Genomic DNA, 11,911 nt, shown 5'->3' on the forward strand with positions numbered 1-11,911 from the left:
CTGCCCAGGTTTTGCCCTGCCCGATTTCACGGCCCAGTCCTGCCCTAGCGCATGATCCACCAAAGTGTAAGCGGTTTTGGATCGGGCGCTGTCCCGGCTTTACCTGCCGCCCCGGAGCGGGTAACCGAACCGCCACATCAGCACGTTCCGGTCCTATTAACGAATGAACCAAGATTCGCAATTTGATCGAGATGCAGATCGGAGCGACACACGCCCGATCCTGATCATCCCCTATATGTGGATCGGCGATTTCGTCCGGAATCACACCGTTGTCCGGGTCCTGAACGAACGCTGGCCCAACCGGCCGGTCGATCTCCTGACCACCTCCCTCTGCGCCCCCCTGGTCGATTACATGCCCGGCGTGCGCGATGGCATCATGTGGGACCTGCCGCGCAGCCAGCTCGCCGTAGGCCGCCAGCTCGGCCTGGCGAAGCTCCTGCGCGAGCGGAATTACGGGACAGCTCTGGTGCTGCCCCGGACCTGGAAGGCGGCCATCGCGCCCGCGCTGGCCGGGATTCCGGAAAGGGTCGGCTTCGTAGGCGAGTTCCGGTTCGGCCTACTCAACCGCTGGCGCTGGGGCGAGAAGAAGCTGCCCCGCTTCATCGACAAGAACGCCGCCCTGGCCCAACCCGATGGCGCCCCCCTGCCCGCGGAATGGCCGGTGCCGCAATTGCGGGTCCCGGCCGAGGACGTCGTCCGCTGGCGGCAGGCAAATGGCCTCAGCGCCGGGGCGGCGGTCGCGCTGGCTCCCGGCTCAGTCGGCGTCTCAAAGCGCTGGACCTATTATCCGGAGGCTGCCCGCTTGCTGGCCGAGCGCGGGCTGGAGGTCTGGGTGGTTGGCGGCCCCGCCGAAAAGGGCCTCGCCCAGGAGATCGTCGCCGCCGGCGGTCCGGGCGTGCGGGACCTCACCGGCACCGATCTGCGCAACGGCGTCCTTGCCATGGCCGCGGCCGGCGTCGCCATCTCCAATGATTCCGGCCTGATGCATATCGCAGCCGCGCTCGGCACACCCACCATGGGCATCTTCGGCCCGACCAGCCCCTATCTCTGGGCCCCCCTCAACGGCCTCGCCGCGACCGTGGTCCAGGACAAGAGCGTGCTCTCATGCCAGCCCTGCCAGAGCACGATCTGCAAGATGAACGACCACCGCTGCATGCGGGATATCGCGGCTTCCGAGGTCGTGGCGATCGCGCAGCGGGTGCTCGGAGTGTGAACTCATTGACGCCATGCGTTGGTCGGGCAACTGGCAGCGAATCCAACAGCAGGTCTTTCCGTCCGCCAGCTTTAGTCAGTGACGTTGTCAGTTCATTCGCGGGATAAGGCTGCGTCGCTGCCGCTTGTGAGGGCTGAACCAAGATCACGTCGACAAAGACGAATCTTCATCGAGATTCGAACAAGAGGTTCGCTCCTCAAACGTCGCTCGATACATGCCTCTTGGACATTTTACACAGTTATGGAGGTAGCCCCATGCCGATCGTTCAATTCACTCGCTTCAAGACCGACAAGCCCGAGGAAATGATCAAGATCGTCAGGCAGGCGAAGAAAATCTTTGAGAAACACGGCGCCGAATTTCTTCGGCTCTCCCGCTTCCACACTGGCCAGTGGGCAGGAGAGTTGCTGGTTGCGACGCGCTATTCCAATTGGGAAGTTTACGGCAAAGTGCAGGAAGCCGTGGCAAACGACCCGGAGTTCGCGCAAGTGCAGGCTGACGGAATGAAGATTTCCCAACTACAGGGCCGCAACATCGCCGTTAGCATCGATCTCTAGCTGGGGCGCCGCCCCGCAAGCCACTCAAGCGCGGAGGCCGCCGGACAAATGCGGCGGCCTTTCCAGCTCTGACAGATCGCACTCGTCATCGCGCTACGCTGCGCTTTGCCTCAAGCAGACGAGCGCTCTGCAGAGCCTATTGACTTAGATCAACAACAGCTTCGCCAGTTCGCCGCACCCAAATACTGCTCAAGACCGATACGAAGGGGCGCGTCTTGCTGCGCCCCCATCGGCGTCGAAGAGGCTGATTTGGCAGTATTGACCATTTAGTCGGAGAGTTTCATGAGGACCTTCAATCCTTTGGTGACGTTGGTACTTCTCGTGACGCAATCGGCCTCGATTCAGGCTGCGGATTTGAACGGAGCTTGGACAATCGACGCCTCGGCCTGTGGCCAAATATTTACGAAAGAGAACAACAGGCTTGCCTTCAAGAAAGATGCTGATCTCCACGCGGGCGGTTTAATCGTCCAGGGAAGGCAAGTAACCGGCACATTTGAAAAATGCACGGTCAAATCGTTGCGCGATGACGGGCCGAATATGCGAATAATCGCGTCGTGCTCGGACGGCGTCGCGATTTCAGACGTCGCATTCGACCTGACATTCTCCGGAGAGAATAATATCACACTCAGCTCCAAGGAGCCGGTGCCAGTGCAAATGCCGTATGTGCGCTGCCCAATGTGAAGTCGACCGCGACGGTCTGAAGGAACCTGGATGGATGATCCGGGTATCGCAACTGCGGCCGATGATGACATCGTGCCGCTGTTTTGCCCGACGTGTCAAACGGCCTCGTAAAATCCGCAACGCATTGCACCGGCCGTCAACCCGTTAATTCCGCTGGCACCGGCTACTTTGCATGGGGTTGTTTTCGAGATTTTTGTTTGCTGTCGCGAAAACGGCAGTTCAGAGCAGCGGACGATAAACGTCACCGATCCGCGCCGCTTCGGCATCGAGGCTGAACTTCGCCAGCACCCGTGCCCGCCCCCGCGCGCCCATGGCGAGCGCGGCGTCCGGGTCGCGCATCAGCGGTTCGAGCGCGGCGGCCAACGCATCAGCGTCACCAGTCGGGATCAGCACACCTGTCGAGCCGTCCTCGACCACGAGCGCGGCCGCACCGGCGCGCGCGGCGACGAGCGCGCTGCCGGCCGCCATCGCCTCGATCAGCGTCAAACCAAAACCTTCGTTGCGCGAGGTGAAGGCGTAGATCGTCAGCCGCTGATACCAGCGCTGCACCGCTTCGATCGGCAGTTCACCGGTGATGACGATGCGCGACTGCAGGCCGGCGGCCTCGATCCGCTTCTTCAGATCGTTCGCAAAGGGAGTCTGCTCCGGCGTGACTTGGCCGACGATGATTGCAGTGAAATCCGGATAGCGCGGCAGCAGGCGACACATCGCATCGACGAACACATCGGTGCCCTTCTGCGCGCGCACCCGGCCGAAACAGCCGATCGCGTAGCGGCCCGGCAGCGCGGCTTCCGCAAAGGCCGCGGCGCGATCGTTCGGCGGCGCATAAACGTCGGTGTCGACGCCGTGTGGGATCACCGTCGCCTTCACCTTCAGGAACGAGGCCGAGATGTCTGATGTCGCGATGATCGCGTCCATGCGCCGGATCAGCCAGCGCGTGATCCAGCTGTGATGCCGCTGCGCGGCCGACGTGAACACGAGTTTCAATGGCCAGCCGAGCGCGCGCAGGAGCACGCCCGCGATCATCTCGTTGTTGCGCCGCGCATGCCAGATCAATGGCGTCTTGCGGCCCCATAGTTTGAGGAAATCGGCAGCGCTTAGTCGCGAAATCCCCTCCGGCGCATCCGAGCCGAACCACGCCGCGCGATAGAGCTTTGCCAGCCGTGGCGCCACCATCCGGTTGGTCGCGGTGACCCCGGAATAGCGCCTGTGCAGATTTGGCACGATCACTTCCAGATCGCCGGGGGAATTCGCCACGTCATGCTCCGTTACGGAAGCCCCCTATACGCAACATTAAGCATAGTGACCAGTTCAGGGCTGCCGAAACCCCCTCTTCACCGCGCAAACGTTAACGTGGCACGTTGATCGAAGACGGGTGAGATCATGACTGTGCTAGTCACCGGCGGCGCCGGCTATATCGGAAGTCACACGGTCCTGGCGCTGGCGGAAGCCGGCGAGGACGTCGTCGTGATCGACGATCTCTCCACCGGTTTTTCCGCCTATCTGCCCGAGGGCGTGCCGCTGTTCATTGGCGACGCCGGCGACGAGAACCTGGTCGAAGGCGTGATCGCCCAGCACAACATCGAGAGCATCATCCATTTCGCGGGCTCCGTCGTCGTGCCGGAGTCGATGCGCGATCCGCTCGGCTACTACCGCAACAACTTCATGACCGCGCGCAACCTGCTCAACGTCGCCGTCAAGCGCGGCATCAGCCGTTTCATCTTCTCCTCGACCGCGGCCGTCTACGGCAATCCGGACCTGGTACCGGTGCCCGAGCACGCGCCGACGCGGCCGCTGTCGCCCTACGGCTCGTCGAAGCTGATGACCGAGATCATGCTGCACGACGTCGCCGCCGCCTATGGCATGCAATACGTGACCTTGCGCTATTTCAACGTCGCCGGTGCCGATCCGCAGGCGCGCATCGGGCTGGCCACCGTCGGCGCCACGCATCTGCTCAAGATCGCCGTCGAGGCCGCGACCGGCCAGCGCGCCAAGATCGACGTGTTCGGCACCGACTATCCGACCCAGGACGGCAGCTGCATCCGGGACTTCATCCACGTCTCGGACCTCTCGCAGGCCCATCGCTCGGCACTCGCTTACCTGCGCAATGGCGGCGCCTCGACGACGCTCAATTGCGGCTATGGCCGCGGCTATTCGGTGCTGGAGACCATCGACGCCGTGCGCCGGGTTTCGGGGCGCAGCTTCGCCGTGCAATACGCCCCGCGCCGGCCCGGCGACATCATGACCATGGTCGCCGACACCAGCCGCATCCGCGGCCTGCTCGACTGGAAGCCGCAATACGACGACCTCGAGACCATCGCGGCCCACGCGCTGGCCTGGGAGGACAAGCTGTTCCGCGAGCGCCATGGCGAGCTCCGCCACGCCGTCTCGGCCTAGATTCCATCCCAGCGCAAGCCCTTAATTGGGCTTGAAAAGCGCGGCTTTAGCGGGCACAGAGGCCCTTCGATCCCTGACGCGCGGGCAGGCTTTTCCTTGCCCCGTCAATGGACACCGGATGGCCCAGTTTCCAAAGAAAATCACCGACGATCCCTATACGGCGGCAATCCTGATTCGCCGCCTGGTCACGGAACAGGGGATCATCTACTGGCGGCGTTACCTCGTCGCCTTCGCGCTGATGGCGCTTGCCGCCGGATCGACCGCGGGCGCGACCTACGTGCTCGGCCAGGTCATCAACCAGGCCTATGTCGACAAGAACATCCCGGGCATCGCGATGTTCTCGGGCATCACGGTGATCCTGCTGTTCATCAAGGGCGTAGCGACCTACGGCCACATGGTGATCCTGACCAAGATCTCCAACGCCATCCTCGCCACCAACCAGCGCCAGCTGTTCGCCAAGCTGATGCGCGAGAGCGTCGGCTTCTTCTCCGAACGGCATTCGTCTGAATTCCTGGCGCGGCTGACGGCCGGCGCCAAATCCATCACCGACGTGCTCAACATGCTGGTCAACGCCGTCGGGCGCGACCTCATGATGCTGCTCGCCATGATCGGCGTGATGGTGTGGCAGGACCCGGTGATGTCGTTCATCGGCCTCGTCGTGGTGCCGCCGGCGATGCTGGTGCTGCGCAAGCTGGTCAAGCGCATCAAGGGCCTCGCCTTCAACCAGTTCACCGGCACCGCCGACATCTTGGAGACGATGCAGGAATCGCTCCAGGGCATCCGCACGGTGAAGGCATTCACGCTCGAAGACACCATGCAGAAGCGCATCGACGAGAACATCGCGATCGTCGAGCGCAACGCCAACAAGATGGCCCGCGTCGCCAACCGCTCCAACCCGCTGATGGAGATGCTCGGCGGCTTCGCGGTCGCCGGCTGCCTGCTCTACGGCGGCTACAGCGTGGTTGCGCTCAACGCCACGCCCGGCGCGTTCTTCTCCTTCATGACCGCGTTCCTGATGGCGACCGAGCCGGCCAAGCGGCTGGCGCGGCTCAACATCGATCTGAACAGCCAGCTCGTCGGCGCGCGCATGTTGCTCGAGGTCGTCGACAGCCCGGCGAGCGAACATTCCGACGACGACAAGCCGGCGCTGAAGCTGTCCGAAGCGAAGATCGAGCTGCGCGATGTCAGCTTCTCTTACCGGACCGGCGAGACCGTCCTCAACCGCATGTCCTTCGTTGCCGAGCCCGGAAAAGTCACCGCGCTGGTCGGCCCCTCCGGCGGCGGCAAATCGACCGTGCTGGGGCTGCTGCTGCGCTTCTACGAGGTGACGCAAGGCGACATCGTGATCGACGGTCAGTCGATCGGCGCGATCTCGCGCAAATCGCTGCGCGCGCAGACCGCCTATGTCGGCCAGGACGTCTATCTCTTCCGCGACACCATCCGCAACAACATCGCCTTCGGCAAACCCGGCGCGACCGAAGAGCAAATCATTGATGCCGCGAAAGCCGCCTGCGCGCATGATTTCATCATGAGCTTCCCGCTCGGTTACGACACGCCGGTCGGTGAGCACGGCACGCAGCTCTCCGGCGGCCAGCGCCAGCGCATCGCGGTGGCACGCGCGCTGATCAAGAACGCGCCGATCATCCTGCTCGATGAAGCCACCGCCGCGCTCGATTCCGAGTCCGAGCGGCAGGTGCAGGAGGCGATCGAGCATCTCTGTCAGAACCGCACCACCATCGTGATCGCGCACCGCCTGCACACCATCATGCACGCCGATGCGATCCTGGTGGTCGAGGGCGGCGAGATCGTCGAACAGGGCCGGCACGACGAATTGCTCCGCCGCTCCGGTCGCTACGCCTCGTTCTTCCGCCTGCAACATCACGACGCCGGCGCTCTGGCGCCGATCAGCGCAACCGCATAGAGTTCCTCATCAACCTCAAGAGCAGCGAGATCGCTCCATGAACGCCGCCTCCTACGTCATTCCGCTCCCGCCCCAGGCTTCGCTTCCCGTCGTCGGAGAGAGCGGCCGCTACCCGGTGCGCCGCATCTGGTGCGTCGGCCGCAACTATCTCGAGCACATCCGCGAGATGGGCAACGACGAGCGCGCCCCGCCGTTCTTCTTCGCCAAGCATGCCGACATGCTGGTGCCCGATGGCGCCACCATTCCCTATCCGCCGCTGACCAAGGATCTGCATCACGAGGTCGAGCTGATCGTCGCGATGAAGAGCGGCGGCCTCAACATCCCCGCCGACAAGGCGCTCGACCATGTCTACGGCTATGCCGTCGGCATCGACCTCACCCGCCGCGACCTCCAGATCGCCTCGCGCAAGAAGGAGCGTCCGTGGGAGATCGGCAAGTCGTTCGACGGCTCAGCGCCCTGCTCCGCGGTGCAGCCGGCCTCGAAGATCGGCCATCCCGCCAAAGGCAAGATCTGGCTGACGGTCAACGGCAAGGAAGCCCAGAAGGGCGATCTCACCGAGCTGATCTGGAACGTGCCCGAGATCATCTGGCAGCTCTCGCAGCAGGTGAAGCTCGCCGCCGGCGACATCATCATGACGGGCACGCCGGCCGGCGTGTCGCAGCTCCAGCCCGGCGACAAGCTCGAATGCGGCGTCGACGGCGTCGGCACGCTGAAGGTGAGCATCGGCCAGCCGGAATAGGCTGAATGACATCTGGAAATCGAAAGGCCCCGGACACGTCCGGGGCCTTTTGCATTTCTACCAGGCCTTCACCGGCCGATTGGCGTGGCTTGCCTGCGGCACACCGCGATTGAGCGACATGTGCGAATGCACGCACAGCCAGCTGTCGCCATTTTTTGAAAACACCATCGTCGCGCGGCCGGGGCGCGGAAACGCGCTGCCATCGGGATGGTAGCCCGTGCTCGTCCACGGCACGACCACCGTCGCCATCGTGCCGTCGGGGGATGCCAGGATCGAGACCTGATCAAGGACGAAGCGGAAGTCGGTCGTCCTCGGCCAGACGTTATTCCATTGCGTCGTAACCCACTGGTCGAGCCCCGGGATGACGTCGTTATGCGTACCGAAAGCGAGCACGTCCGGGTGAAACAGCGGCCGCGCCGAGGCGTAGTCGACCTCGCGGACATGGCCTGAGAAGGTATCCAGCCACGCGCGGAAGAATTGCACGATCTCGGTGTTCGCAAGTGGCAACGGGGCCATTGCCTGCTCCATGTTTGGCCGCTAAATCGCGGCGACCTTGTTGCCATGGACTGAAGTGTGCGGCAAGATTCGCGGTCGAGGCTGAAGGGTCCGCCGCAGAGACTGCATCAGAAAACGAGAGGATGTCTCGGATGTCGAACACGATCACGGAGCTCGAGGGGCTGCTGATGCAGCGCTCGCTCACCGACCCACAGCTTGTGGCCGCAGCGGAGAAGGCAGCGGACTTCCGCATCCTCCCCGATGCAACCGTCATCAAGATCGGCGGCCAGAGCATGATCGATCGCGGCCGTGCCGCGGTCTATCCAATCGTCGAGGAGATCGTCGCCGCCCGCAAGGCGCACAAGCTCCTGATCGGAACCGGCGCCGGCACCCGTGCGCGGCATCTGTATTCGATCGCCGCCGGGCTCCGGCTGCCGGCCGGCGTGCTGTCGCAGCTCGGGGCTTCCGTCGCCGATCAGAACGCCGCGATGCTCGGGCAGCTGCTGGCCAAGCACGGTATCTCCGCCGTCTCCAGCGCCGGGCTGTCGTCCGTGCCGCTGTTCCTCGCCGAGGTGAGTGCGGTGATCTTCAGCGGCATGCCGCCCTATAGCCTGTGGATGCGGCCCGCGGCCGAGGGCGTGATCCCGCCCTATCGCACCGACGCCGGATGCTTCCTCGTCGCCGAGCAGTTCGGCTGCAAGGCGATGATCTATGTGAAGGACGAGAACGGCCTCTACACCGCGAACCCGAAGACGTCGAAGAACGCCACCTTCATCCCGAAGATCTCGGTGGCGGAGATGAAGGCCAAGGACCTGCAGGATTCGATCCTCGAATTCCCGGTGCTCGATCTCCTCACCTCGGCGCGCCATGTCCGGCAGGTGCAGATCATCAACGGCCTCGTCCCCGGCAATCTCACCCGCGCGCTTGCGGGCGAGCATGTCGGCACCATCATCACCGCGAGCTGAAGAGAGCACCGTCATGGCTGATACCAACCAGATCAAGCACGTCGCCTCGCCGCTCGCGCGCCAGACTCTGCTCGACAGCGATCTCACCCGCCCCGTTGCCGGCAACCGCCCGATCAAGCTGCTGCCCTGGCTGCAGGTCATCAAGATCGGCGGCCGCATCATGGACCGCGGTCACGAAGCGATCCTCCCGCTCGTCGACGAGCTGCGGTCGCTCTTGCCGGAGCATCGTCTGCTCATCCTGACCGGCGCCGGCATCCGCGCCCGCCATCTCTACAGCGTCGGCCTCGATCTCGGCCTTCCCGTGGGTTCGCTCGCACCGCTCGCCGCCAGCGAGGCCGGTCAGAACGGCCACATCCTGGCAAGCCTGCTCGCACCGGAGGGTGTCTCCTATGTCGAGCACCCGACCATCGCGAGCCAGCTCGCCATTCACCTCCAGGCGGCGCGCGCTGTCGTCGGCAGCGCGTTCCCGCCCTACCACCATCATGAATTCCCGACCGCGCGCATCCCGCTGCATCGGGCCGATACCGGCGCCTTCCTGCTCGCCGACGCGCTTGGCGCTGCCGGGCTCACGATCGTGGAGGACGTTGACGGCGTCTACACGACCGATCCCAATGGCGCGGATGGCAAGAAGGCCGAGCTGCTGAAAGAGACGAGCTTTGCCGATCTTGCGAAGCTGAAGGGCACACTGCCGTTCGATCCCGCGCTGCTCGAGGTGATGGCCAACGCACGACACATCGCGCGCGTGCAGGTGGTCAACGGCCTCGTTCCCGGCCGGATCGCGGCGGCGCTGCGCGGGCAGCATGTGGGGTCGATCATCAACACCGGCGCCAAGCCGGTGTGAGGCAGCGGCAACGTCCGCAAAAACAAAACCCCGGAGCCTGCTCCGGGGTTTTTCGTAGGGCGGATTAGCGCAGCGCCGACATCACGATGAGACCGAGGATCAGCGCCGTCAGCGAATATTTCAGCGTGTAGTAGACGTTGCGGTTCCACTCCTTGACCTTGCGGCTGCCGAGATGGATCTCGTAGAGCTTGCCGAATACCTTGTTGAGCACGCCGACGCTCTCGCCGTCCACGTTCTGGGTCGCGGAGGCCTTGACGATGTGATGGCTGACCCAGCGATTGATCGCGGTCATGAAGCCGTACTTCATCGGGCGCTCGACGTCGCAGAACAGGATGATGCGGTTGACGTCGGTCGCATTCTCCGCGCTGTGGATGAAGGTCTCGTCGAACATGAAGGCCTCGCCGTCGCGCCAGACGCATTCGACGCCGTCGACGAGGATGCGGCACTTGTTCGAGTTCGGCGTGACGAGGCCGAGGTGATAACGCAGCGAGCCGGCAAAGGGATCGCGGTGCGCGCCAAGCTTGCCGCCCGGCGGCAGCATCGCGAACATCGCGCCGTGCACGCTCGGGATCGATTTGAGCAGCTCCACCGTCTTCGGGCACAGCGTGTTCGCCGACGGCAGGAAGTCGTCATACCATTTCAGATAAAACCGCTTCCAGCCGCTCTTGAAGAACGAGTAGAAGCCCCAATCGTTGTTCTTCGCGGCCGCGCGAATAAAACCTTCGTCGAACAGGCGCACCGCCTCGTCGCGAATGGTCTCCCAATTCTCGCTGAGTGGCTTCAACTCCGGAAACTGATCGACCGGGATCACCGGCTTATTCGGCACGGCCGAGCCCGCATACATCAGCACGTTGTAGGGCGCGAGATAGGTCGAGTGATCGCCGAGCTGGCGGGCGAAGCGCAGTCGCTGCTTGCCGCGGAAGTGAACGTAAATGGTCGAAGCCGCGAGCACATAGAGAATGACAAGTTGCGGCGCAAAAAGCTGTTTCAGCATTTCCCCAAATCCCGAGTGACCCAGCTGGGGACGTGATCTACTCCGACCCGGCCCGAGCTGCAAGATATTGGCGTGCATCCTGAGGCTGTTCCGCAGGTTGTGATTGGGACGTCCCGAGCGCGCCGCGCACAATTTGAAATCGTAGCTGACCCGCCGCCAATCCCCGCGTTGCGGTCGGTTTGCGGCGTGCTATCCTGGTTCCAGGGTTGGAAAATCGGGGTGCGTCTTGGGGATGTGGCGGTCGTTGGCGGGCTCCGCGCTCGCGCTGGTTCTGCTTGGAATATTCGCACCCGTGAACGGCCAAGGCACTTCGCCGTTACCCCAAGGCGGCAAGCCTCCGGATCCGGAGCTGCGCGGCCAGTGGCTACGGGTCGGGCAGACATTCGCCTGCAAGGTCGAAGCCGGTAAGCGCATCACCCCGCCCGATCCCGACGTGCTTAGCTTTGCCTGCCAGCGTATGGGCGCGCTGGGCGTCGGCATCTCGGAGACCTCGCTCAAGGCCGTGCTCGGCGAGCCGCACCGCAGGCTGCCGCAACCGAACAACGCGACGGCCTATGTCTACTTCCTCGGCAAGACCGGCGAGTTTCCCTATCTTGCCGCCATCGTGAAAGCGAACCGCACTGTCGCACTCCAGATCAGCGGCGAGACACCGGTCGCCGCGTACAGCTTCAACCGGGTCAATCTCGGCGACAGCACCGACAAACTGATGGCGCAGTTCGGCGGCCCATTCCACGTCGGGCCTAGCGGGCTGGAGAAAACGGAGCTCTGGACGTACGAGCCATGGCCCTTCTCATTCGAGGTGCGGCAGGACCGCGTCACCTCGATCCGGATCAGCGATCCGACCATCAAGTAGATTCGATTGTGTTCGATCAAGCCCGCGACAGCGCCTGGAGACCCTTGAAGGTCAGGCGCTTCGGGTCGGTGACGCCGGCGAGATAGAGCCGACGGATGAAGGCGATGACGGCGTCGCGGTCGCAATCGGTCAGCGCGACGACGGCGTCGACCGCAATCTTCTGGGCTTCCATTGGGCTCACCTCGGCCTTGCGAGTAACCCCGGCCGAGACAGGCTAGGACTCATCCGTTAAATCGGCGTTAACCGTTCTGGAACCGT

13 protein-coding genes are annotated in these 11,911 nt (G+C 63.7%); 9 read left to right on the forward strand and 4 right to left on the reverse strand.

Annotated elements, in window-relative coordinates; all coding sequences use genetic code 11:
• The first annotated feature begins 163 nt into the window (after window positions 1–163).
• The 3 genes from waaF (at window position 164) to IVB46_RS19885 (ending at window position 2,448) form a co-directional block, all read left to right on the forward strand.
• On the forward strand, window positions 164–1,213 hold the full coding sequence (gene waaF / locus IVB46_RS19875) for a lipopolysaccharide heptosyltransferase II (RefSeq protein WP_208087760.1): 1,050 nt from the start codon (window positions 164–166) through the stop codon (window positions 1,211–1,213).
• A 254-nt stretch (window positions 1,214–1,467) separates the two neighbouring features.
• Window positions 1,468–1,767 (forward strand): hypothetical protein, encoded by a 300-nt coding sequence (locus IVB46_RS19880; protein WP_028153513.1) that lies wholly within the window; start codon window positions 1,468–1,470, stop codon window positions 1,765–1,767.
• Window positions 1,768–2,049: 282 nt separating this feature from the next.
• Window positions 2,050–2,448 carry a hypothetical protein gene (locus IVB46_RS19885; protein ID WP_028153514.1) on the forward strand — a complete coding sequence of 133 codons (399 nt, stop codon included), beginning with the start codon at window positions 2,050–2,052 and terminating at the stop codon, window positions 2,446–2,448.
• A 219-nt stretch (window positions 2,449–2,667) separates the two neighbouring features.
• Here the strand turns inward: IVB46_RS19885 and IVB46_RS19890 are convergent, their stop codons facing one another.
• Complete coding sequence (locus IVB46_RS19890) at window positions 2,668–3,705, reverse strand: glycosyltransferase family 4 protein (protein WP_247309755.1); 1,038 nt, start codon at window positions 3,703–3,705, stop codon at window positions 2,668–2,670.
• A 126-nt stretch (window positions 3,706–3,831) separates the two neighbouring features.
• Here IVB46_RS19890 and galE point away from each other — a divergent pair, with 126 nt between their 5' ends.
• From galE to IVB46_RS19905, 3 genes are all read left to right on the forward strand, one after another.
• Window positions 3,832–4,845, forward strand: a complete 1,014-nt coding sequence (galE, locus tag IVB46_RS19895) for a UDP-glucose 4-epimerase GalE (RefSeq protein WP_028153516.1) — start codon at window positions 3,832–3,834, stop codon at window positions 4,843–4,845.
• Between the two features lie 118 nt (window positions 4,846–4,963).
• Window positions 4,964–6,766 (forward strand): ABC transporter ATP-binding protein, encoded by a 1,803-nt coding sequence (locus IVB46_RS19900; protein WP_166099532.1) that lies wholly within the window; start codon window positions 4,964–4,966, stop codon window positions 6,764–6,766.
• A gap of 37 nt (window positions 6,767–6,803) precedes the next feature.
• Window positions 6,804–7,505: a fumarylacetoacetate hydrolase family protein gene (locus tag IVB46_RS19905; protein ID WP_071912070.1), complete on the forward strand. Its 702-nt coding sequence runs from the start codon at window positions 6,804–6,806 to the stop codon at window positions 7,503–7,505.
• A 57-nt stretch (window positions 7,506–7,562) separates the two neighbouring features.
• Here the strand turns inward: IVB46_RS19905 and IVB46_RS19910 are convergent, their stop codons facing one another.
• Window positions 7,563–8,021 carry a nuclear transport factor 2 family protein gene (locus tag IVB46_RS19910; protein ID WP_208087764.1) on the reverse strand — a complete coding sequence of 153 codons (459 nt, stop codon included), beginning with the start codon at window positions 8,019–8,021 and terminating at the stop codon, window positions 7,563–7,565.
• A gap of 131 nt (window positions 8,022–8,152) precedes the next feature.
• Between IVB46_RS19910 and IVB46_RS19915 the strand changes: the two genes are divergently transcribed.
• Both IVB46_RS19915 and IVB46_RS19920 read left to right on the forward strand, forming a co-directional pair.
• Complete coding sequence (locus IVB46_RS19915) at window positions 8,153–8,965, forward strand: uridine kinase (protein ID WP_208087765.1); 813 nt, start codon at window positions 8,153–8,155, stop codon at window positions 8,963–8,965.
• A gap of 13 nt (window positions 8,966–8,978) precedes the next feature.
• On the forward strand, window positions 8,979–9,806 hold the full coding sequence (locus IVB46_RS19920; protein WP_166342736.1) for a molybdenum storage protein subunit alpha: 828 nt from the start codon (window positions 8,979–8,981) through the stop codon (window positions 9,804–9,806).
• Between the two features lie 64 nt (window positions 9,807–9,870).
• Here IVB46_RS19920 and IVB46_RS19925 read toward each other — a convergent pair whose 3' ends face one another.
• Entirely contained in the window at window positions 9,871–10,800 is a 930-nt protein-coding gene (locus IVB46_RS19925; protein WP_028153521.1) for an aspartyl/asparaginyl beta-hydroxylase domain-containing protein, read from the reverse strand.
• Between the two features lie 232 nt (window positions 10,801–11,032).
• Between IVB46_RS19925 and IVB46_RS19930 the strand changes: the two genes are divergently transcribed.
• Window positions 11,033–11,653 carry a hypothetical protein gene (locus IVB46_RS19930; protein WP_247309753.1) on the forward strand — a complete coding sequence of 207 codons (621 nt, stop codon included), beginning with the start codon at window positions 11,033–11,035 and terminating at the stop codon, window positions 11,651–11,653.
• A gap of 16 nt (window positions 11,654–11,669) precedes the next feature.
• Here the strand turns inward: IVB46_RS19930 and IVB46_RS19935 are convergent, their stop codons facing one another.
• Window positions 11,670–11,825: a hypothetical protein gene (locus IVB46_RS19935; RefSeq protein ID WP_014493894.1), complete on the reverse strand. Its 156-nt coding sequence runs from the start codon at window positions 11,823–11,825 to the stop codon at window positions 11,670–11,672.
• Window positions 11,826–11,911 lie beyond the last annotated feature (86 nt).

It is taken from the genome of Bradyrhizobium sp. 61, assembly GCF_023073075.1.
GTDB lineage: Bacteria > Pseudomonadota > Alphaproteobacteria > Rhizobiales > Xanthobacteraceae > Bradyrhizobium > Bradyrhizobium barranii.